The sequence below is a fragment of the Aeromicrobium panaciterrae genome (assembly GCF_039537165.1).
Classification (GTDB): Bacteria; Actinomycetota; Actinomycetes; order Propionibacteriales; family Nocardioidaceae; genus Aeromicrobium; species Aeromicrobium panaciterrae.
Window position 1 is genome coordinate 2,172,543 of sequence record NZ_BAAAZZ010000002.1, and the last position, 21,421, is coordinate 2,193,963.

Sequence of the window (21,421 nt, forward strand, 5' to 3'; positions counted from 1 at the left end):
GGACCGGTCGAATTCAGATCCTCATTTGTTTCGAACGTCGAGCCGGCATGCGCGACACTGAGAATCTCACCCGCGACCAGCAAGGAGTCACTTGTGCAAGAGCCGTCCCTCTACGACGCAGCCGAACCCGACGACGTCACCGTCGAGCCGAAGCCCGACCCCGGCACCGCCCACACTGCAGCGGTCGAGACGATCGACAACGACCGAGCCGACGGGCTCAACTTCTCGGCTGGCGTCGTGCGCCAGCAATGACCACCGAAATCGGCGCACCTTCGTTGTACAACGCCAACGCCCAACCCGTCAGTGAGCCCGGACCTCGACCCGCTCCGGGGACGATCGAGACGAATGCCGTCGAGACGATCGACAACGACCGCGCCACACTTCTCATCGATGCTGGCGTGATCCGATAAATACGCCACTCATCGTCGGTGACTCCACCGATCCCCACGTGCGGGCCGTTGCGGACGCCATGGCTGCCGAACCAGTCATCATTGACGCGGCCACGTTCCTCCGCAGCCCGATCACCATCACCGCCGAGAGCGTCGAGATTGAAGGCAAGACGATCGCACCGGGTCGAGGTTGGCTGCGGCGGCTCGCCCCGGAAGGATGGACGCAGCGGATCAGTGCTGCCGGTACGGAGGGGGTCAGTCGCTCTGCTGCCGTCTCCGCACTCGCCTCAATTGCGCGCGACGATCGGTTCACCTGGCTCACCGAACTCGATGCTCTCGGCGGTGCGGAGAACAAGCCATACCAGTACCGCCGAGCCGCCGCGGCGGGCGTGCCGGTACCCGAGTGGATCGTCACAACCGACACCGGCGCTGTCCCTCAAGAGGGTGATTGGGTGGCCAAGCCCTTGGGCCCTGGAGCCTTTGTGGACGAGCAAGGCAACGGTCGAGTCGTCCCTACCAAACTCGTCGACACCACTGACAGAACAGTGATCGCGCAAGTCCCGTTCATTCTCCAGCGCCTTGTCGACAGTCGCACCCACGCTCGAGTCGTCACCATAGGATCGACCGTTCGATCAGCCAAGCTCCCGGCGGCAAGCCTCCCGCTCGATTGGCGCACGTCGTCGGCCGGCCACTATGGCTTCATCGCCGACTCCGCACCCGACCACGTTCACGAGCTCGCCCAAGCCGCGGCGGCCAGCACGAACGTGAATTACTCGTCGCAAGACTGGATCGAAGACTCCGAGGGCCAGTGGTGGTTCATCGACCTCAACCCCGCAGGGCAGTGGCTCTTCCTGCCAGAAGACGTCGCAAGCCCCATCACCCACGCCATCGCACGCCACTTGGACGGGTTCTGATGAGCAAGTTCAAGCAGTGGTCCAGCAACGCGACAAAGTCGGTGCTGGGCGTCGAGGCACACCTCTTCCTCGCCTATGCCTTCATCACCTTTCGCCCAGGCGCCACGCCGCCCCTGCTGCCGGCAGGTAACACTCCCCAACCCAAGCCCGTACCGGCCGACTGGACCGATGACGAAAGGAGCATCTTCATCGAAGAGAGCCGACTAGACGTCGCAGCTCAGCAAGCCGACAAGCGGGACATCCGAGCGCGGGCGCAAATCACACTCACTACCGCGATCGTCCTTGGCGGCACCTGGGTTAACTCGCTGTCTGCCAGGAACGACCTGTGCGGACGGGGAATGGTTCTCTACGGACTCGCAGGCCTTGCCCTGGCCTCCTCGGTGCTGGCATCGGGAGGAATCATCTCGGCGAGGTCGCCGATCGGCACCGTCAGCGTCATCGCGCTCACGCACTACGAGAAGGGCGAGATTCATCAGAAAGTCGCTGAAGGGTACGCCACCACCCGGCTCGTGGGTGCACGAACCATCGCAACGCTCGTGACTGTCCTGCGGGACTGTGTCCTTGCCCTCGTACTCGGCGCGATTCTCCTGGCAGTTGCCCACCTGACCTAGCAGACTCCAGTAGGAGGTCTTAGGCAAGCACGTCGGAGGCCGGCGACGGCAGGGAGAACGTTCGCGGCAGTTAGTGCCCGGCGACCCAATCTGTGGGGATCTCTAGGTCCCATATCTTCGCCACGCTCTCCAGCGCCTCACGATGAGCAGGAATATCGGGGGAGAGGGGGACCTCGTGCACGCAGTAGACGGAGACATGACTGTAGATGGCCCAGCAGTCTTCGGTGTCGTTGTGGCGGCTCCGGTAGTGAATCACATCCGGCTTGTGGGGCCAGTCGTACAGAGCCAAGGCGCACGCCTGAGTGAGATCCCGACCAGTCTTGCTCGCTAACCGCACCGCGGCGTTGTCTAGGTGAACTTCGTGACCACGCTCCTCGAGCAAGGCATCCCGTGCCGGCTTAGCATCGAGAACCGCTCGCACTCCGTTCTCGCGGTCAAGCTTCGCCTGTACAGCGGGATCATCGATCGACACGACAGTAGGACTGCCGGCCGTCATGGTCGCCACTCGCCGTTCGAGCAGGTACGCCTCGAGCGGGTTGTTACCTGCCGCCGAGGGTGGATCGACAAACCCGGGATCGTCATCGACTTCAACCGAAGCCTCTCGGGCGTGGGCGGCCTCATCGTCCCGCATCCAGTCCAAGAGCTCCAGCAGGCAACCGCGCACTGTCGATGCCGTGTATCGCATGAGGAAGCGGTCTTGAGTACGGCGGCGGGGGTCATCGAAACGGTAGGGGCCAGGATCATCGCTCTCGGCAGGCAATTCCATCGGAGCGGGGTGGACCCGTACAACGCCATCGCGTGGCCATGGCGCGAAATTGGCCGCGTTCATGCGGTCAGCAACGCCTCGACTGCCTCGATGATCCGCGGCTCAGAGTCACGCGGTGCTGAGTCCGCCAAGAGGGTCATTGGGGAATGACCGCCCAGCACTGGGTTGCTTCCACGGAGAAATGCAGCCGCAACTGACGGCCCGAAGGTTTGATCGATCGCGGTGGTGACGCGAAAGAGAACCTGGATACGGTGCCGCGCGTCCTCCGAACGAATTGGACCGCCGGTGGCCCAACTTGTGAGCGTACGTGTGTCTTTCAGTCCGAGGCAGGCGGCGGCCAAGCGGCTACCCAAGAGTCGCTGGACGAATGCCGCCTGATCGGCCAGGGGGACCGTGATCGATTCCTTGTGCGCGCGCTCCAGGATTTCCTGTATGCGCTCGATGTTCGTAGCTGGCATTTGTGCCTCCACCCAGACCGGAATAGTCCAGCATTATAGGTCTCATTAAGTCCCGCATTTGAGTCTACACTGGAGTAGTAGGACGAACTGAGGAGAGTCATGGGCAACAACAATCGCCACGTAGTCCCGAATCCCAAGGGTGGATGGGACGTCAAGAAGCCAGGCAGCGGCAGGGCAAGTCATCACACCAACACTCAGAAGGAAGCAGTCGACCGCGCCCGCGAAATTGTTAAGAACAAGGGTGGGGGAGAGGTTCGCATCCATCGACCCGACGGCACGATTCGGGACTCGGACACCATTCCGCCAGGCAACGATCCCAACCCACCACGCGACAAGAAGTAGCTCAATCAGTGCCCATCCTAGGCGACTCCGTGCTCCCTGCGATGGGGCGCGAAGGCTTCAGGTGACCGATCAGCCGGCGACGTCCGTAGACGCCGGTATCTCTCAGCGGACGCCCTGCTACGCAGCAGATCCGGGAGTTAGACGCGACGGATTGATACTGTTCAGGATGTCCGGTGCGCAGGCTCCTAATGTCCGGCGAATCCATTTGCAGAGCGCTTGTGCCGCAGCATCGCTGCGGTCTGAGGTCGATCGGTGTACACCTTCCTAGTCCTACGAAGTTCGACGGACAGCACTGCTCGAGAAGGAGCGCTATGGATGTGACGACGATTTACGCGCTGCCAGTGCCCGTATGGGTCACCTGCGAGACTCTGGGCGGGACGTATCCGACCGGCTACGGGAAGGTTCGTTTCGACATCGTAATGCCGCAAGACGCCCCGCCTACAGGTGCTGCCCCGATCGTCAGCGGTGTGGAAATCCCCGATCCGCGCGATGGCGAGCTGAGCCAGTGGACGTGCAAGTACGGAGCATTCATCCCGGAGTCGCTCAAGCCGGCGACAACACTGCAGCGCGTCGTCGTCACCAACGTCGAGGCGCCCGACGATGTCACCAGATCATGGAACACCGCTGACCTGCAGCTCGCGGAGGTCATCAACGACTGGTTCGATCGTGTTCGCACCTGGGCGGAGATCCTCACTGGACAGGATCTGGACCCCAGCCACCGCGTATACGACGCGGAGATCTCCGGCACGGGACTCACCTTCATCGTTCCGCCGCACGAAGGTAGCCTGGGAATGACCCTCACCGCGCCGAGCATCAGGCCGGTGCGCCCTGAAGAGTGGCAACGAATCTTGGAGCTAGTGCGCGACGACACCGAGCCGCCGCTCGAGGAACTGCTCAGCCGGGACGCCCGGCCGCACACAGGCGAGGCTTCAACCGCCGCGCGACCATCGACGCCGCGACAGCCATTGAGGTGGTGCTGTCCCGCCTGCTGACAGCCGCGTCGGATCAGCTCCCGGAGAGGCAGCGGGCACGGCTGAACGAGCGCCCGACGCTGGGAATGTTCGTGAGTATCGCGCAAGCCTCTGGTATCGAGTTCGATGTGCCCTTCGAGCGGCTGCGCTACCTCACCAAGAGTCGCAATGACGCTGTTCACCGCGGCCAGGCAGCCAGCTCATGGAATACCGCGGATCTGGTTCAGACCGCCATCGACTTCATCGGCGCCCACGGCACGTACAAAAGGACCGGCGAGCAAGAGCCGGATGGGTCGGAATGGGTGTTGGCACAATCCGACGACGACCTCACGGAAGCGCAAGAACCTGAGTTCCAGTAGCAACCCGTCAACTGTTAGTTGGCGTAACGAGTATTTTCGGACAGTTTCGAGTGGTACCTGGGATGTCGACTCGAACGAAAGCAAATGTACGACTGGGGTCGTCTGCGTCCGACTGGCGTCGAGAGTCTTGGGGGAATCCCGGGGTAAGTTCCGCCCGCTGCGGTATCGCTGCAGGTCAGAGGGTTGGTGAGTGCAGGCTGTAAATCAGACGGCTCAGCCTACGCAGGTTCGAACCCTGCACCTGCCACGGGAACAGAAAGTGCCCCTGACCTGCGGAAACGCAGGTCAGGGGCACTTCTCGCATGCCGGCTGGGGTACCTGAACTCGCGGGTTTCAGACATTTTGGCCATAACGCTCTGACCTGCGGCGATGCGGTATTTGTGGTGTGTCAAGCGATGGCGCGGGGGGAATGCTGGGGGAAGTTTGGGGTCTCATTTGGGATCGCGTCCCCGTTGCCTGCAATTGCAGGGCGATTCGCGGGCAGTGGGTGCCGGTGAGAGCTGAGAACCAGTCAGACGGCGTCGTCGGACTCTGCGGTTCCCGATCGGATCTCACAAACTCCTGGGTTGATTTGCAGCCGTTAGGTAGTGCGCCGTTTGACCTGAGAGTCAGTGGTTGGCTTGTATCGCTCGCGGGCGAACCGCTTGAAGTCCTCGACCACGTTGGTGTTCTTTCCGTACGCGTCTTCGACAATCCGCATGATCGTGTCGTATCCGCGGCGGAGTGATTCCTCCTCGCGGAGCCGGTCCTTCGATGTCTTGAGGACCTTGCCGTCTTTGGTCTTGGTTGACCGCTGGTCCTGAACGTGAGAGAGCACCGAAGTGTCGTAGAAGCGCCCGCCATTGAGCGTCAGATCATGTCGTGTCCACTCGCGTGGGACGAGCAAGAGCGGCACGCCGTCGACGGTTGGCAGTTTGACCTGGCGAACTGTCCAGGCGATTGCCTTTGGTTCCCAGACCTGCCTCGAAAAGACTTTGACGCCTGTCTTTCCGGTGAGTCCTGGGAATTGCGTCAGCATCTCGTTCGTGAAGTCGACAAGAGGCTGGAATATGACACGGGTTGTCAAGTCTGACGTTATGTCATTGCCGACACCTTCGACGAACAAAGGGATGTCCTCGATCTGTTTCAGGACGCCGATGCGGACCAGTGCTTCTGCGTCTCCGGTAAGGACATCCCAGATCTCCTGGCCGACGCCTTCAGCGCCTCCGTGTCCGTTGAAACCCTTTGCAGACATGCCGAGGCGAGTTTCGCGTGGCTCCTCGAATCGCTGCAAGAGCTGGAGCCCCAGGAGTTGCTTGTGCCCGTTGCTTGATACAGCGCATTGCGTCACCTCGTCGAAAAAGGTCTGGGTGCAATGGTTCGCAGCGGCTACGAACTTTGCAGGTCCAAGACCCATGCGTATTGCGAACGCGTCGACAAAAAGTGCACTGTCGAGGTGACGTTCACGTCCAAGAACGGCAAGTTGGAGCCCTTTGGCAGGTTGTAGTAGTCGCTTACGAGCGTCACGCGTGCTCCTTAACGGTTGATTGATTACGCACTGCTCGTCCACGATCCTTGTGGGCGAACTCGCGACGGATTTCCTGCCTAGCCGGTGTGGCAGGGGCGTGCGCAGTGGAAGCAGCCATTGACCTGGTTGTAGTAGTCCCCTGCAGCCTGGACAGCGGTATGGCACGACGAGTGCTCCCCGAGGGCCAGACGGTTTTCCGGGCTCGGGTAGGTGGGACAGTCGGCCGAAAGGTCATGAACTTCGTGGTCCCCGTTGGGCTGTACGTCCTTATTCACGCAGAAGCTGGGCATGAGATCTCCATTTCGATTGTTGTTTTTCTGTGCGGTCGTACGGCCGGGATCTCCCGACCTACAGAAGTGTTTGTCCTTCTTCTCCGGGCTTTCCGCCCGTTTCGGTTGTGCTCCCTGCCTTGGCGCCAACCAAATAGCCGGCGACTGTGCCGAGGAGCGTGAATGCTGCCGACTTGTCACCCGTGTCGGGAATCGAGGCAAGTGCGAGCGCCGTGCCGAGCGTTGCGATCACGATGAGTCCGAAAGCTCGAGTGAAGTTGGCCGAGATCGGGTTGCCCTTCACGAGCCGGATGCCCTGAAGTACGAAGAGAGCGGCGATTGCGATCGTGCCGAACGTCAGAATGTTTCGCATTTGGATCCTCCTTGTTGGAGATGACGTGCACCGAGCGGAGCCCTAGCGGGCCGGATTTGCATCAAAAGTGGGGGAGCGCCAGAAGGTTGTTGGTCCATTGCCCGTCTGGACGTGTGCGCAGAAAGGGCTGGCCCGATATCGGGTGCAGGACGACAACTGGGACACGGTTGCTTCCTGTCCCAACGAAGGCCAGACCCTTCTGGTTGTCGATCCAATCCACCATCGTCGGCTTGTCGTCGTCTCCGACCCCCCCGGAGGCGTCAACCCATACATAGCGAACGACGTGTTTGTGGTCAGTCCCGCCGGACAGGCGGATGTGCGTGATGGTTCGAGTAGTCACTTGGAAAGCTCCTGAGAGGCATCCCCCACTGACTCATCACAGAAGCGGCGCGAAATTCACACTCGGTGGCGAACTATTCTGCGTCGGCAGGGGGCACACACCTGGCGAGGGCTACTCAGTGGTGTAGCTGGAGTCCAGGAATGCGGTGAAGCTTGTGATCGCTGGTGGCTTCACATCAGAGTTTGGGTCGGGTTTGATCAGGATGTTCTCGCTCCCGAGGAGCTGCCCGGTTGTGGGGCTGACGATCAGAACGAATCGAGTCTGTGGCTCATCCTCGGGGATGAGTGAGAAACCAATCCCGCTCCGCCCGGCTCGGTCATCGACCGCGCCGAGCAGTCGTATCCCAGGCTGTTCGGCCATCATGGCCCAAATGGCTGAAGTGAGTTTCGGTGTGACGACATATTGCGAGTAGAGGGCGTTGACCTGGCGAAACAGGCAGTTCGTCCTAACCGTGTCTACGTTCTCTGCCCTGCAACCGGATCCTTTCAGGATCCCGATGGCTAGGCCGTCAGTGTCCAGCGGGAGTTTGGCAGCAAAGTTGGGATCGCTGGTGCCCGCAGGCAGGGTTTCGTCGGCACTCTTAGGGTCGTCGTCCCATTTGCCCTGCTTTGGGAGGCCCCGACCATCCGGTGAGAGGGGTTTGCCGGTTCGCTCAACGGTTCGGAATGAGCCATCGGCACGAAGGTACGTCTCAACTATTCGTGGGATGAGAACTGTCGAGACACTGTCTCTGGTGGCTTCGATACTGGCGGACCAGGTGTCGGTAACTACTTTTTGCGCGGTGCCGGTCCCGGTCGGAGGGGGACTCGTTGCTGCGACGCGCGACAGACGTGTGAGCTCGTCACTCGCTGACATTCCTGGTGCGGTCGCTATGTCGGCAGCAGCCGCAAACTCGAATCCCAGTACCGGAGGGGTCGATGCCTCAGCGGTGGAGTCAGGCCATAGGGGCACGATGCCGAGTACGAGTACTGTTGTTGCAGCGACCGCGCCAACTGCAAGGAGTGCGAGTCGAGTTCGACGTCGACGGTGAATCGGAACTGGGTCGGCCGCCTCTGAAGCCTTGGCTTTCGCCAGGATCGCATCGGCACCTTCGAGCTGGATGCCGACTGACTCTGGGGAAATCAGGTCTGTGAACCCCGCTTCACGCGCGGCGTCGCGCAGTGCCTCGATCTCGTCTGTTGGCTTGAGGTTGTCGTGATTGCTCATGACTCTCCTCGACTTGTTGGCGCATCGGCGGGTGTGCCAACGCTTGCATCCAGCAACGTTGCGATCCTTTGGCGAACCCTGCTCGCGCGTGTTGTCACCGCGGTGACGGTCACGTCAAGCAAACCTGCGACATCTGCGTCGCTCAGACCGCGAACGAATACCAAGTTAACAAGCTCTCGTTCCTTTGGCTTGAGCTGATGCCAGACCCAACGAGCCTGCGCAGAGTCGACCACCGACTCTGCGCTGTCTGGCGAAGCGAGCTTCAAGAGTTCAAGGCCACGGTCATCGACAAACCTGTTGTCGTGATGTTTGCGCTTGACCCTTTGGAGTTCTTGGAGCACTTGAAACTTGCCGATTCCGATGATCCATCGTGTCCAGTCGGAGGGATCCTCGGGGCAATTGTCTCGCTTGCGCCAGACAGCCATGAACGTCTCACTCACGACATCCTTCGCCTGTTCCGGGGACAAGACGCGGGCAGCGTAGGAGAAAACGAGCGTGCTGAGGCGGACATAGAGTTCTTTGAACTCGTCGTCGCCCACAGGCAGAGCCTAGGTCATTTTGTTGCCGAACTCAGCACAACGTTGTTGTCGACAGATAGACGGAATTTGCTGTAATTCTCCAACCGGACAGCGAACTGTATTGCTCTCCTGCGTTGTAGCAGTCGCTGAGTCCGCCGCCACCTGACAACTCGTAGAGAGTTGATCGCTTGGTCCGGTTGTTGTACAGCGAATGAATCGTGCTCGGACCGATGCTCTTGTACGAACTTGTCGTGTTGGTTTTCCAAATGGTGCCGGTAAAGTTCGTGCCGCTCCAGACACAGAAGTATCCGCTCGGACACTGGCCGATTGTTTGAATCGTCACTTCATCACCCTCTGCAGGCCAGGGGAGAGCAACGGCCAACGCAGCGGCAACGGCGAATGCTAAGCGGCGCGGACGCCGATGTTTCTGGGGGTTTGTCATGCCGGTTCATCGCGACAACCCGTCGAAATTCACACCTCAACCACCGCGTTTCGTGGCGTCAAACTTTTCTAGCCGTGGGGCGAAGAAGGTTCTTGAAATTCAGTGAAAATGAGCGGACTTGTGGGATGAGGTATCGGACGGTTCTCGGGGGATTCACGGTCTTGTGCCAGCATTTGGCAGATGAATCCCAATCTCGTGAAATCACTGGCCGCACTCAGCATGGTGTCGGCATTCGTGGCCGGATGCGGTTCGGACTCCCCGGGCAAACCCGAGACGCCTGCGAGTGCCTCGACGCCGGCGTCGAGCGCCCAAGCCGAGCACAATGTGATCCGGTTCGCAGACGACGAGGACGACGGCGGAGTTGTGCTCGAGGACGAAGGCGACGCTGCGAAGCTCGTCGGCGTACCCGACGATTTCAAAGCGTTCATTGTTGCGGCGCTACTGAAACAACAAGCCGAGGAGGATCCGACGATGACGGATTGCCATCCAAAGGATCAGTACATCGTCGACGTGATTGACACTGCTGGATACGCAGCTGGCGGTATTGAGTTCGCAGCGTGCACGGGCGCTCAACTGTATTGGGCCAAGGTAGACGGCCAGTGGCGGGAAGTGCTTGGAGGGCAGGTCTACCCGACATGCGAGGCCTTCAGGCAATACGGCTTCCCTGTTTCCGTCGTCGACAAGTGCACTCGGGGCGACAAAGTTGCGACCTACGCCCCGTGAGCCCATTGCCGGACTATCAAACGTGCATGCGCCTCAGCTTCACTTAGTGCCTCAAAGTGGGGATCCACAGGACCCTCGCGGGTTGATGGTGGCACTCCTACGGCTGCGCAAGATGCGGCCTCGCCCGGGGCGCTTCCACTTCGAATTCGGTGATGTCTTTGCGCTCATGCGCGGGCGGGTTGTCGGCCTATGAAAAGAAGTTGGTCTTGGTTTGTGATTTTGGCGGTTCAAACGTGATGGGCAAATAAGGAAGGGCCACTCGGCCCTTGAAAGCAACTATTGAGATTGGATCGCTTCATGCAAACTTCAACGAGAGTCGCCGCAGTCATCGGCGCATTCGTCGCTGCCATGTCCGTGGCCGGACCCAGCATCGCGCAGCAGGACATTCCTTGGACTTGGAATTCGGGGGACCACGACGGACGAGCGAAATTCGTCGCCGAAGGAGAGGTGTATCACGGCATTGAGTACTCGCACAGCGCGTACGTCAACTGGTCTGCCACCGGAAGCGGGAGCGGACGCTGGTACATCCCCGGCACCGGCTCGGGAGCGGAGCACACGCTTAACCTGGACTTTCCCGAGGGCAAGAGCGTGACCTTGAAGGTGTGCGAAGAGAAGAGCGGTCTTCCGGACGACTGCAGCGGCACCAAGACCGGTGTGTCCTGAGTGTTCGATCTGAGACTGACTCTCAACTCTGCCATCTTGACGAGATGACTGGAGCGGACATGACGTCGGCGGTCCTCGTTGGGCAACTTTCAGTGCTTCGAGGGCCGTCGACAGTTTTGAGCGGCCTTAACCTCGACATCGCCGCGGGAGAGGTCGTTGCCGTCCGGGGCGCTAGTGGAAGTGGCAAGTCGAGCTTGCTCGCCGCGCTGGCGGGGCTTGTGCCGTCCGACGAAGGAACCATCGTTGTGGCCGGCCATCAGATGAATGACAGGTCGGATCGGGCGAGGTCGAAGATCCGGCTCCAGTCCATGGGTCTCGTCTTTCAGCGCGACGAACTCCTTCCTGAACTAACGATTGGTGAGAACGTCGGCCTTCCCTCCCGAATTCTTCGTCGCTCGCCACAAGAGACGGCCGCGCGGGTGGGGGCATTGCTGGAGGCCCTGAAGATAGCTGAGTTGCACGATCGGCTTCCGTCTCAGATCTCCGGTGGTCAGCTCCAGCGAGCCGCGATTGCCCGTGCGATGGTCAACAACCCACAGGTGGTCCTCGCAGATGAGCCCACAGCGTCACTGGACTCCGGTGCCGCGCGTTCTGCCATCCAGCTCTTGGTCGAGACAGTCCGTGAACGCAACGCGGCAGCGGTGGTGGTCACGCACGATCCGGAAATCGCCCGGAGGTGCGACCGACTCGTGGAGCTGCACGGGGGAGCGTTGACATCGGTTGAGCGGCAGGTCGGGCGCTAGATGCGCGTCATCGTAGGCCTCGCCGTCCATCTGGCAAAACGGGACGGCGTCAGGGGGCTCCTTCTGATCGTCTTGGGGCTTGGGACAACCTGCGTCACCATGCTGGCGCTAGCCACCGCGTCGATTCCACACGTCGCTGCCGATCAGGCGTCCCGCATCGATGCGATTGCGCCCAAGGTGGATGTCAATTCTCCGGCGACCAGCAACCGGCATCTGCGCATGGTCGATCCGGTCGTCGCTTCTCAGCGTCGCTGGGACGGACACAAGGTGGTTCAGCAGTACTACGCACGAGGATCGTCGGACCTCGTCGCTCCCGGAATACCCCGGATGCCGGCCGCCAACGAGTTCTTCGCATCTCCGGCACTTGTTGATCTCATCAGGTCGGACGAGACGGTCTCAGCGTTGTTCGAGGGACGTACCATGACTGGTCGAATCGCTGAGTCCGGATTGTCGGAGCCTGACGAACTCCGGGCCATCGAAGGCATCTCTCCTGACGTGCCCCTGCTACTCAATGTCGACGGTTTCGGATCCGCTTCGACTGGCCGTCCGAGTCTGCAGTCCGACAACTCGCGTCTCAATCACGTGGTCGGTGCGTTCGGCACAATCCTCGCCTGGCTCCCGGCAATCGCATTCCTGGTGATCGTCATGCGGCTCTTCTCCCAACGGCACGTCGGGCGAGCGCGGTCACTTCGTCTGCTCGGTGTCTCGATGCCTGGCACATTGGCCGTTCACGCCACTGAGCTCGTTCTCATCTGCGTCCCTTTCTCATTGGTGGGCTGCCTGGCATACGGGTTCGCAGCTCGTCACGTCGATCGCATCCCTGGCACCAGCATCAGTTTCTTCAACTCCGAGGCGCCTGCCAGCTTGGCGACATGCGTTGTGTGGATGACAGTCCTCGTCAGTGTCATCGCGTTGACGAGCGCCATGGCGCTGCGCGGGACGTTGAACGCAGGCCAGTTGGCCTCGAACACCCCCAGGGGCGTCCGCTCGTCCCTGATCGGCATGGTCTCCTTGGCGGTCGGATCCATCATGTTGGTGATGATGCCGATTGCGATTGCCGTCGGAGGCGATGCCCTGGTGGGGCTGCTGTGGCTTGCATGCGGCTTGGTGGCGGTAGGTGTGGCCCTGGCGGGTCCCAGATTCGCGACCGGTCTCTTGCGAAGGTTCGGGGAACGCGTGTCATCATCTACCGCGTTCGTCGGGACGCGACTGATTGGCGGCAACTCGACATCTCTGCGGTTGGGAAGTGCGCTCGGGGTGGTCATCATCCTGATGCTCGGCGGCCTGTCGTTCATATCCATCTTGAACGGAGGCAACAGTCAGGATTGGGACGCGAGAGTAGCCCGTCGCGACGTGGTTCCGGTCGTTGTCAGCGACCTCCTCGGCGAGCTTCAGCTTCATGAGGTTCGAGATGTCGTCGGCACATCCGGATCGGCACAGGTAGTGGCCCTGCGTCAAAACGGTCGGCCGTTGAAGACCGTTTTCGCTGATTGCAGCGACCTGCGAAAACTCAGCGGTGTCGATCTCACCGGGTGTGATGGAAAACCTCAATGGCTCGACGTCATCGGAGTGGACTCCCAGGACGACAATTTGCCGCGTTCGTCGGGAGAAGTACCTCTGTCGAACGGGCGGTCAATACGTGTTCCCTTGGCCGATGACATAGCGACGGCCGAGAGGTTGCCAGCAGAGTTTGACGGTGCACTTGTTCTTCCAGCGCAGCTCGCACCGACCCGTTCGACAGGGGCCGGATCGTCGTTCTACTCATTGGTGCCGAGCGCGACCGTCTCAACCACGATGGCGAGTCTGAGCGCTGCTGGACCGGTCGCGCAGTTCGACCTCGGAGACCTGGACCGCCACAATCCGAACAATCAGCAGTTCCCAGAGCAGGTCCGCTGGCTCACAGTCGGCTCGAGTGTCGGGCTCGCATTCGGCCTGCTAGCTCTCACTGCAACCGCGATAGGTGCGTCACGTGAACGGCGCAGTCGGATGCGTACCCTACGTCTGATCGGTGCCGGGCACGCCCACCTGCTCCCGGTTCATTTCTGGGCGACTGCCTCGCCGATCATCGTATTGGGGTGGCTCGCGACCGGGGCGGGGTGGTTGGTCACTCTCGCCATTCGAAATGTTGACGACAGAGCGACGGTGAGCTTCGGAGTCATCGGGCTCACCGCAGTCGTCGTGACATCTGCCGGCATTCTCGTCGCGATTCTCACGTATCCCGATGCCGTCAGCGAGGCTGAATGTTGATGACCGAGCGGCGTCAACGTTCGCCTGCCGAGAATTCCTCGAAGTGTTTGAATGTGCGGCTGGTGTCGACCATGCCCTACGGGCGTCGAGAGTCTTGGGGGAATCCAGGGGTAAGTCCTGCCCGATGCGGTATCGCTGCAGGTCAGAGGAGTGGTGGGCGCAGGCTGTAAATCAGACGGCTCAGCCTACGTAGGTTCGAACCCTACACCTGCCACGGGAACGAAAAGTGCCCCTGACCTGCATCGATGCAGGTCAGGGGCACTTCTCATTGGGGTCTGTACTCGCGGGATTCAGACATTTCGGCGAAAACGCTCTGACCTGCGGCGATGCAGCGAACGAGGTGTGTCAAGCGATTGCGCGGGGGGAATGCTGGGGGAAGTTTGGTGCTTCTTTTGTGGGATCTCGCCGGGGTGCCTGCAATTGCAGGGCGATTCTCGGGCAGGGGGTGTCGGTGAGAGCTGAGAACCAGTCAGACGCTCTTGAGCCTGAACGGTCAGCGACACGTCTCGGGAGAACCTTCGTCCGGCTCTGCGGCGTTGCCGAAGGGCTCGACCCCAGCGAACGCTAAGGACGGGACCTCGACCTCGCTCACATGTAGCGGGAGCATACTGTTTCGTCTCGCTTCTAGGAGTCCAACCCCTTTCTGGCCAGCTACTTCGATAGGCACTTGGACGTCCCCATGGATGCTGAAACGAGATGCGCAGACTCGGCTCACAGGTCTGCAGCCTTGCACGCAGCAAGCCTGGCTCCAGCGGTCTACTAGGCGCGCCGTCGCGGAGGTGGACAGCACTGTCAGAAAGCCGACCATGAGGATCCGGTGGCACCAGAATCAAATCCGGGGCGCGATCCCCAGTTCAGCGAGGATGGCGTCCGTATGTTGACCCAACGATGGGATCTCGCCAACTGGCAGATCCCAGGTCGACCGTGAGAGAGGTGGAGCAAGCATTCGTAGCTTGCCGACCGGAGACTCACTCTCAACCCAGCGTCCTCGCTCGGTGAGTTCAGGATGGTCGACAGCGTCGAGCACAGTCCGGTAGATCGCGTTCCCGATGCCGGCTGCTTCGGCTAGCTCACAGATCTCGGCTGCATCCAGAGTTCTCGTCCAAGCCCCGATCTCCTCGTCGATGCGATCGCGCCACCTGCAGCGTTGATCGTTTGTTGCCAGTGCAGGGTCATCAGCTAAGTCTGGACGATGCAGCAACGTGTGGGTCAGACGCTGCCACTCGGTGTCGTTTGTCGTGCCGATCACGACGGTCTGACCGTCGCGAGTGGGATAGTCCCCGTACGGTGCCACCACTGGGGATCCCATCCCGTTCGGCGGCCGTTCGGCGCCGGTCAAGGAGGCATGGAGTAGTGCTGAGCCCAAGAAGTCAGCTGCGACATCGAACATCGAGACCTCGATCGCTGCACCGCGTCCATCGCTGTGACGTTGGTGAATCGCTGAAAGGATCTGAACCGCGGCAGTAAGACCCGCACCCAAGTCGGCCATTGGGGGTCCGGGCTTGGCGGGCTGGCCCTCCCATCCGGTCGCCGCACATGATCCGGATTCAGTTTGGATCAGCAGGTCGTAAGCGCGACGGTTCGCGTTGGGTCCATCTTGGCCGTATCCAGCGAGGTCGACCGCGATCAGTGACGGAAACCGCTCGACGAGATTTGCTGCATTGAGACCAACCCTGGCCGCCGAGCCGGGCGCGAGGTTCTGAACAACGACGTCGGCGCTTGCCAACAGTCGATCGATGGCGGGCTGCGACGAGACGTCCTTGATATCGAGCGATAGCGATTGTTTCCCGCGATTCACCCAGGCGAAGTAGGAGGACATTCCGTTGGCGACATCGTCGAAATCGCGGGTGAAATCGCCAGTGCCCGGACGTTCCACCTTGACGACTCTCGCGCCTAGGTCACCCAGGATTCGCGTGCAGTACGGCGCAGCGACCGCCTGCTCGAACGACACCACCGTGATGTCCTGCAACGGTGCAGGCTTCCTGCCCGAGCGGGGGGCGGTCTCCGGCGGATGGCCCGCGTTCATACCAACCACCGGCCGCCATCGACATACAGCACTTGGCCAGTGATGAAGCTGGACCGCTCGCTGGCGAAGAAGAGCACTGCGTTGGCGATGTCCTCAGGCTGACCCACGCGACGCATTGGCATCCGTTCGGCGTATTCGGCAAGTCGTTCCTCGAGCGGCACACCGACGCGTTCGGCGACGGCGCGGGTCATTTCGGTGTCGATGTAGCCCGGGGCGACACAGTTCGCGGTGATTCCCATAGGGCCGAGCTCCAAGGCGATGGTCTTGGTGAATCCCTGCAGGCCCATCTTGGCTGCCGAGTAGTTCGCCTGACCCCGGTTGCCCAACGCGGCTGTGGACGAAAGGTTGATGATTCGTCCATACTTCTGCTCGACCATCGAACGTTGCGCAGCGCGCGTCATGGTGAAGGCGCCGCGGAGGTGGACCCGGATGACATCGTCCCAGTCGTCGTCGGCCATCTTGAACAGCAGGTTGTCGCGCGTGATGCCCGCGTTGTTGACCAGAACGTGTACAGCGCCGAACGATTCGACCACCTGAGCGACGGCGGCCTTCGACTGCTCTGTGTCGCCCACATCGGCGGCGATTCCGATCGCCTGGCCGCCGGCTGCTCGAATCTCCTCGACGACTGGTTCGGTCTTGTCCTTGTCGAGATCAAGTACCGCAACCCGGGCGCCGCCGGCGGCCAGGTCTCGCGCGATCTGCGCACCCAGCCCACGCGCTGCTCCTGTGACGACTGCCACTCGGTTCTCGTACGTCATTCTTCCTCTTTCGGTTAGTCAGTTTGAACGTGCGCGGCGGTCGTCGCGTCACAGGTTGAGGGACTTGGCGATGATCGTGCGCATGACTTCGCTCGTCCCGCCGTAGATCCGTGTGACTCGCGCGTCGGCATAGAGTCGCGCGATCGGGTACTCGAGCATGTAGCCGTAGCCACCGAAGAGCTGTAGGCAACGATCGACAACTCGACCCTGAGTCTCGGTGGCGAACAACTTGATCTTCGCCGCGTCGACCGGCGAGAGCCGTTGCATGTCGAGCTCCTCGATGCCGTGGTCGACCATCAACTGTGAGGCGTCGAGCTCGGTCGTCATGCTTGCCAACTCGAAGCGGGTGTTCTGAAACTCAGCTACCGGCGTGCCGAACACCTTGCGTTCGCGTACATACGCTTTCGTCAGCTCGACGGCCGCTTTCGCATTCGCGACGGCCGTGACCGCTATGCCGAGACGCTCCTTGGGAAGGTTGCTCCCCAAGTACTGGAAGGCTCGCCCCTCTTCGCCCAGCAGGTTGAGCACCGGTATACGGACATCCTCGAAGAAGAGTTCGGCGGTGTCCTGCACGTGCATTCCAAGTTTTCTCATCGGGCCACTGCGGGTGAACCCAGCCATGTCGGACTCGACGACGAGGAGCGACAGACCTTGGCGCCGGTCCTCTTCGTCTGAGGTGCGGGCCACCACGATGGTCAGATCCGCGAGGAGGCCCCCGGTGATGAAGGTCTTGGACCCATTCAGGATGAAGTGGTCACCGTCTCGTCGAGCGCGGGCACGGATGCCGGCCAGGTCCGAGCCGGCGCCGGGCTCGGTCATTGCGATTGCAGTGAGCAAATGACCAGAGGTGAACTGGGGGAACCATCGATCCCTTTGTTCAGCGGTCGCATACTTCAGGAAGTAGGGCAGAACGACATCGAGATGGCATCGCAGTGGGCCAGTAGCCACCGTGGCGGAGGCCACCTCCTCGCTGACGATGGCCCCGAAGCGATAACTGGATTCTCCTGAACCGCCGTGTTCTGGAGGCACTGTCAGTCCCATGACACCGAGTTCTCCCAAGCGTTCGAAGAACGATCTGGGTACGAGCCCCTGCTCTTCCCAACTGGCGTAGACGGGTACGACCTCGTCGTTGAGGAACGTGCGGATCATGGATCGGAAGTCTTCGTGCTCTTGATTGAAAAGTGATCGACGCATCGCCGAAATCTCGCTTTCGCAGAATCGTCAGTGGATTCGTTGCAGAACCATGGCCCCGCCATCGGACAGAGCGGATGTGGACGGCGGCGTCATGCTGGGTCCACGTACAAGTCGAGCACCGGATCGTCGCCCCCGCCGTACTTGCTCAGGTCTATCTCGCCCGTCGCGGCCAACACCTCGGCGTCGATCAAGGTCCTGCCGGACAGCTCGCCCGGCAGTGCCGTGAACAACTGCACGGCCGCATCGGCCATGATCTGCGGATCGCGGGACCGGGCCAGTGCCTCTTCGCCACCGAGCAGATTCTGGATCACCGCTGTCGCGATTCGGGTCTGCGGCCAGAGGCAGTACGCGTCGATGCCACGGTCCTTGAGCTCGGCCGCCCATCCGAGCGTCAGGAGCGTCATGGCGTACTTCGTCATGGTGTAGGCCGGATGCCTGCCCATCCAGTGATCGGCGAGGTTGAGGGGCGGGGACAATGTGAGAATCCGGCCGTGAGGTGAGGCGGTGAGCGCCGGCAGACAGGCTTGGGTCAGGGCAAACGTGCCTCGCACGTTGATGTCCTGCATCAAGTCGAACTGCTTCATCGAGATCTCAGACGTGTCCGCCTTCGAAATTGCGCTCGCATTGTTCACCACGATGTCGATCTGGCCGAACGTCTCGATCGCCGTCGCCGCCGCCCGTTGCACATCCTCGTCTCGGCGAACGTCTCCGACAACGGCAACGGCCTCCCCGCCAGCTTCGCGGACCTGCTGCACTGCGGTGTGCACAGTGCCCGGGAGCCGGTGATCGGGTTGATCGGTCTTCGCCAGGATGACCGCATTGGCTCCACGGGCAGCAGCAGCGCACAGGATCGAGAGTCCTATTCCTCGGCTACCGCCTGACATGACGATCACCTGGCCGTCCAGGCGTCTTGAGTTCTGGTGTTCAGTCATGACTTCCTCTGCGCTCACTGGGCCGCACCTCGTCGCGTCATCTAGTCGACGATCCCTAGGGAATAGCGATCTCGATCGAGTCGGGACGCTGCCACGAGGCTCGGATATCCGCGGGTGAACGAATGTGTTCCGATCAACGAGCCGCAGAAGATCGCCTGTGCCACGTCTTCGACCTCTATGCCCAGCTCGCGGCACCAAGCCGTCGCTCGGCCGACCGCTGCGTCGTCAGAGATCGCAGGCGAAGCCAGCACTGCCACTGTGATCAGGGCCCGCCATTCGTCCGAGAGGGTTTTCTCTCGATCAGGAGCTGACACGTATGCGATCAGGCTGGGGAGCACTTCCGGCAGCAGTCGCTCCCCGGCCGTGCCCAGATCGGGCCAGATCCTCAGGAGGTCAAGATCCTGGTGATCCGTCGTCGCGGCATCGGCCGCCGTGACTCCATAGGTGGAGGCAACAATGGCAAGCGATGTGCTGAGGGACCGGTAGGTCAGGCCGGCAGAGATCTCCATCGCCTCGACCACCTCGACCACCGTCGCACCCCGGTCAATGGCCGCAACGATGTGAACCTCGGCTCCATCGGGGTACAGGTGCGCAACCTGGAGGTCGACGGCAACGTAGATGAGCTCCTGCAGACGTGGTGAGATCTTCAGGGTGCGCCGCGCTTCGGTCATGCGCACCATACGCTCGTAGCGGTCCGGGTCGATGTCAGCCACGCACTCGACCCAGCGCCTCGAGAACCGCCTGGGCTGTGAGCTCGGGGATGATGTGGACAAGGCTGGCCTCCTGATCGAACGGGCGAGTGAGCGGATGTCAATAGCCACGGGTGACGTCCACCCGATTCAGCGGTGATTCGCCGCATTCGATGCGCGCGATGTTAATGACGAACATGTCCAGGACCGATCGACGGTAGTCCTCGGAGTACCAGGACATGTGCGGGGTGAGCAGCGATCGAGGCGAGTCCCACAGGGGGTCGTCGGTTGGCAGCGGTTCGACTTCGAAGACATCCAGGGCTGCGCCGCCGAGACGACCGGATCGAAGGGCTTCACCCACCGCTGACTGGTCGATCACGCCGCCTCGAGAGACGTTGACGAGCAACGCCCCCGGTTTGAGCTTGGCCAGGCGGTCGCCAGTGACCAAATTCCTTGTCTCCTTGGTCAGTGGAACAGCGATGACGATCACGTCGGCCGCGGCCAACGCCTCATCGAGCTGCTCGACTCCGAAGGTCTGATCGAATGACGTACTTGTGCGACCTGACCGGCGCACGCCGGTTACTGTCATGCCGATAGCCCGCAGATGAGCCGCTGTCAATTGACCGACCGGGCCGGCACCGACGACCACCGCCTGCGCATCAGCGAGTCGAATCGGACGCGTGTGCCGCCACTTCCGTGCTGCTTGGTTCTCCCACGCCTCGGGAAATCGCTTGGCCAGGGCCAATACTTGGGCGAGTGCGTATTCGGCCATCGCCGGCGCAGAGAGCCCATGAGAGTTCGCCACCTCAATGTTGGCTGGCAGAGGCTGGGTTGGTGCGAGCCCGTCGACTCCTGACCCGGCGAGCTGGATGAGGCGAAGATGCTTGGCGGCGGACCAGTCACAGTCGGGAAATCGAACGCCGAGAATGACCTTGGCGTCGGGCAGGCCGGCGATGAACTGGTCGTCGTTCTCCCAGACCACGACTCGGCGGCCACCCAACGCATCGTGGGAGCCTTCGAGCGCTTCGGCGACGTACGCTCCGAATCCGTGCACTACTTCTATACGCTCGGTGGTGATCATCGTCATGTCCCGGCGTAGTGGCATGCAACGAACTGGTCGCCCTCCAGCTGTCGCAGCACGGGCTCTTCGTCAGCGCACCGTTGCGTCGCCAACGGGCACCGAGTCCGGAATCGACAACCTGTTGGTGGATCGATCGGGGAAGGCATCTCTACCGCAGGGTTGGTGGAATCTGCGTTGGGTTCGTCGCCGAGACGCGGGACTGAGTCCAAGAGCAGCTTGGTATAGGGATGCTGAGGGTGGCTGAAGAGCTGCTCCGCTGAGGCGACCTCGCAAACCTTGCCGAGATACATCACCAAAATCCGGTCGCTGACGACTCGGACGACGGCCAGATCGTGACTGATGAACACCAGCGATAGGCCGAGTCGCGACTTCAGGTCGTTCAACAGGTTGAGAATTTGTGCCTGCACGGAAACATCGAGTGCCGCAACTGGCTCGTCACAGATGATCACCTGGGGCTCCAACATGAGCGCACGCGCGATGGATACGCGTTGGCACTGGCCGCCTGACAACTGTGAGGCGAGACGATGGCCCACGACGTCTGGGTCCAGGCCCACGGACCGAAGCATCGATCGTGCAGCCTCGCGGCGATCCTTGCGCTCGCCGCGCTTGGCCACGTTCAGCGGCTCGGCCACCACGTCGATCACTTTGCGCCAGGGGTTGAGGGACGCCAGCGGGTCTTGGAACACCATTTGCAGTCGCGCCCGCAACTCGCGAAGGGCTGCTTCCCTCAGCGTTGTGAGGTCAGCGCCCTCGAACTCGACCACGCCAGCGGTGGGTCGGATCAGCTGTACGACTGCCTTCGCCACGGTGGACTTTCCCGATCCGGACTCACCGACGACCGCCAGAGTCTCTCCAGGCAGCAAGTCGAAGCTCACACCTGAGACGGCGTGGACCTTGCCT

The 21,421-nt window shown here is 61.4% G+C and carries 26 protein-coding genes; 11 read left to right on the plus strand and 15 right to left on the minus strand.

Annotated features, from left to right (window positions below; all coding sequences use genetic code 11):
• Positions 1-93: 93 nt before the first annotated feature.
• From ABD683_RS11430 to ABD683_RS11445, 4 genes are read left to right on the plus strand one after another with little or no spacing between them, the layout of a single operon-like run.
• Positions 94-252: a hypothetical protein gene (locus tag ABD683_RS11430; RefSeq protein WP_344770064.1), complete on the plus strand. Its 159-nt coding sequence runs from the start codon at positions 94-96 to the stop codon at positions 250-252.
• Entirely contained in the window at positions 249-410 is a 162-nt protein-coding gene (locus ABD683_RS11435) for a hypothetical protein (protein WP_344770066.1), read from the plus strand. Before ABD683_RS11430 ends, ABD683_RS11435 begins: the two co-directional genes overlap by 4 nt.
• A gap of 59 nt (positions 411-469) precedes the next feature.
• Positions 470-1,303 carry an MvdC/MvdD family ATP grasp protein gene (locus ABD683_RS11440; RefSeq protein WP_344770068.1) on the plus strand — a complete coding sequence of 278 codons (834 nt, stop codon included), beginning with the start codon at positions 470-472 and terminating at the stop codon, positions 1,301-1,303.
• The gene (locus tag ABD683_RS11445; RefSeq protein ID WP_344770070.1) at positions 1,303-1,914 is read left to right on the plus strand and encodes a hypothetical protein; all 612 of its coding nucleotides are present in this window, start codon (positions 1,303-1,305) and stop codon (positions 1,912-1,914) included. Before ABD683_RS11440 ends, ABD683_RS11445 begins: the two co-directional genes overlap by 1 nt.
• A 70-nt stretch (positions 1,915-1,984) precedes the next feature.
• Here ABD683_RS11445 and ABD683_RS11450 read toward each other — a convergent pair whose 3' ends face one another.
• Entirely contained in the window at positions 1,985-2,743 is a 759-nt protein-coding gene (locus tag ABD683_RS11450; RefSeq protein WP_344770072.1) for a hypothetical protein, read from the minus strand.
• A complete protein-coding gene (locus ABD683_RS11455; RefSeq protein ID WP_344770074.1) occupies positions 2,740-3,138 on the minus strand; it encodes a hypothetical protein in 399 nt (132 codons plus the stop codon). The genes ABD683_RS11450 and ABD683_RS11455 overlap by 4 nt, the downstream gene beginning before the upstream one ends.
• A gap of 99 nt (positions 3,139-3,237) precedes the next feature.
• On the opposite strand from ABD683_RS11455, the gene ABD683_RS11460 reads away from it, so the two are divergent.
• The 3 genes from ABD683_RS11460 (at position 3,238) to ABD683_RS11470 (ending at position 4,810) form a co-directional block, all read left to right on the plus strand.
• Positions 3,238-3,480: a DUF2188 domain-containing protein gene (locus ABD683_RS11460; RefSeq protein ID WP_344770076.1), complete on the plus strand. Its 243-nt coding sequence runs from the start codon at positions 3,238-3,240 to the stop codon at positions 3,478-3,480.
• A gap of 311 nt (positions 3,481-3,791) precedes the next feature.
• A complete protein-coding gene (locus ABD683_RS11465) occupies positions 3,792-4,472 on the plus strand; it encodes a hypothetical protein (protein ID WP_344770078.1) in 681 nt (226 codons plus the stop codon).
• Positions 4,451-4,810 (plus strand): hypothetical protein, encoded by a 360-nt coding sequence (locus ABD683_RS11470; RefSeq protein ID WP_344770079.1) that lies wholly within the window; start codon positions 4,451-4,453, stop codon positions 4,808-4,810. Before ABD683_RS11465 ends, ABD683_RS11470 begins: the two co-directional genes overlap by 22 nt.
• Positions 4,811-5,390: 580 nt before the next feature.
• Here ABD683_RS11470 and ABD683_RS11475 read toward each other — a convergent pair.
• From ABD683_RS11475 to ABD683_RS11495, 6 genes are all read right to left on the minus strand, one after another.
• Positions 5,391-6,206: a hypothetical protein gene (locus tag ABD683_RS11475; protein ID WP_344770081.1), complete on the minus strand. Its 816-nt coding sequence runs from the start codon at positions 6,204-6,206 to the stop codon at positions 5,391-5,393.
• Positions 6,207-6,665: 459 nt separating this feature from the next.
• On the minus strand, positions 6,666-6,959 hold the full coding sequence (locus ABD683_RS11480; RefSeq protein WP_344770083.1) for a hypothetical protein: 294 nt from the start codon (positions 6,957-6,959) through the stop codon (positions 6,666-6,668).
• Positions 6,960-7,020: 61 nt separating this feature from the next.
• Entirely contained in the window at positions 7,021-7,299 is a 279-nt protein-coding gene (locus ABD683_RS18560; protein ID WP_425548500.1) for a DUF3892 domain-containing protein, read from the minus strand.
• A 111-nt stretch (positions 7,300-7,410) separates the two neighbouring features.
• Positions 7,411-8,505 carry a CU044_5270 family protein gene (locus tag ABD683_RS11485; protein ID WP_344770085.1) on the minus strand — a complete coding sequence of 365 codons (1,095 nt, stop codon included), beginning with the start codon at positions 8,503-8,505 and terminating at the stop codon, positions 7,411-7,413.
• Positions 8,502-9,044: an RNA polymerase sigma factor gene (locus ABD683_RS11490; RefSeq protein WP_344770087.1), complete on the minus strand. Its 543-nt coding sequence runs from the start codon at positions 9,042-9,044 to the stop codon at positions 8,502-8,504. The genes ABD683_RS11485 and ABD683_RS11490 overlap by 4 nt, the downstream gene beginning before the upstream one ends.
• 31 nt (positions 9,045-9,075) lie before the next feature.
• On the minus strand, positions 9,076-9,465 hold the full coding sequence (locus tag ABD683_RS11495; RefSeq protein ID WP_344770089.1) for a peptidase inhibitor family I36 protein: 390 nt from the start codon (positions 9,463-9,465) through the stop codon (positions 9,076-9,078).
• Between the two features lie 180 nt (positions 9,466-9,645).
• On the opposite strand from ABD683_RS11495, the gene ABD683_RS11500 reads away from it, so the two are divergent.
• The 4 genes from ABD683_RS11500 to ABD683_RS11515 all read left to right on the plus strand — a co-directional run bounded on the left by ABD683_RS11500 (position 9,646) and on the right by ABD683_RS11515 (position 13,841).
• Positions 9,646-10,188: a hypothetical protein gene (locus ABD683_RS11500; RefSeq protein ID WP_344770091.1), complete on the plus strand. Its 543-nt coding sequence runs from the start codon at positions 9,646-9,648 to the stop codon at positions 10,186-10,188.
• 297 nt (positions 10,189-10,485) lie between these two features.
• On the plus strand, positions 10,486-10,851 hold the full coding sequence (locus tag ABD683_RS11505; RefSeq protein ID WP_344770092.1) for a hypothetical protein: 366 nt from the start codon (positions 10,486-10,488) through the stop codon (positions 10,849-10,851).
• Between the two features lie 59 nt (positions 10,852-10,910).
• Positions 10,911-11,594, plus strand: a complete 684-nt coding sequence (locus ABD683_RS11510; protein WP_344770093.1) for an ABC transporter ATP-binding protein — start codon at positions 10,911-10,913, stop codon at positions 11,592-11,594.
• Positions 11,595-13,841 (plus strand): hypothetical protein, encoded by a 2,247-nt coding sequence (locus ABD683_RS11515; RefSeq protein ID WP_344770095.1) that lies wholly within the window; start codon positions 11,595-11,597, stop codon positions 13,839-13,841.
• An 829-nt stretch (positions 13,842-14,670) separates the two neighbouring features.
• On the opposite strand, the gene ABD683_RS11520 is transcribed toward ABD683_RS11515, so the two are convergent.
• The 7 genes from ABD683_RS11520 to ABD683_RS11550 form a co-directional block, all read right to left on the minus strand.
• Positions 14,671-15,810, minus strand: coding sequence for a CaiB/BaiF CoA transferase family protein (locus tag ABD683_RS11520; RefSeq protein WP_344770097.1), 1,140 nt, complete (start codon positions 15,808-15,810; stop codon positions 14,671-14,673).
• Between the two features lie 53 nt (positions 15,811-15,863).
• Positions 15,864-16,607, minus strand: a complete 744-nt coding sequence (locus ABD683_RS11525) for a beta-ketoacyl-ACP reductase (protein ID WP_344770099.1) — start codon at positions 16,605-16,607, stop codon at positions 15,864-15,866.
• A 66-nt stretch (positions 16,608-16,673) separates the two neighbouring features.
• A complete protein-coding gene (locus ABD683_RS11530; RefSeq protein ID WP_344770101.1) occupies positions 16,674-17,819 on the minus strand; it encodes an acyl-CoA dehydrogenase family protein in 1,146 nt (381 codons plus the stop codon).
• Between the two features lie 89 nt (positions 17,820-17,908).
• The gene (locus ABD683_RS11535) at positions 17,909-18,751 is read right to left on the minus strand and encodes an SDR family oxidoreductase (RefSeq protein WP_344770103.1); all 843 of its coding nucleotides are present in this window, start codon (positions 18,749-18,751) and stop codon (positions 17,909-17,911) included.
• Between the two features lie 41 nt (positions 18,752-18,792).
• On the minus strand, positions 18,793-19,464 hold the full coding sequence (locus ABD683_RS11540; RefSeq protein WP_344770105.1) for a carboxymuconolactone decarboxylase family protein: 672 nt from the start codon (positions 19,462-19,464) through the stop codon (positions 18,793-18,795).
• 97 nt (positions 19,465-19,561) lie between these two features.
• Positions 19,562-20,527 carry a D-2-hydroxyacid dehydrogenase gene (locus tag ABD683_RS11545; RefSeq protein ID WP_344770107.1) on the minus strand — a complete coding sequence of 322 codons (966 nt, stop codon included), beginning with the start codon at positions 20,525-20,527 and terminating at the stop codon, positions 19,562-19,564.
• Complete coding sequence (locus ABD683_RS11550) at positions 20,524-21,396, minus strand: ABC transporter ATP-binding protein (RefSeq protein WP_344770108.1); 873 nt, start codon at positions 21,394-21,396, stop codon at positions 20,524-20,526. Before ABD683_RS11550 ends, ABD683_RS11545 begins: the two co-directional genes overlap by 4 nt.
• Positions 21,397-21,421 lie beyond the last annotated feature (25 nt).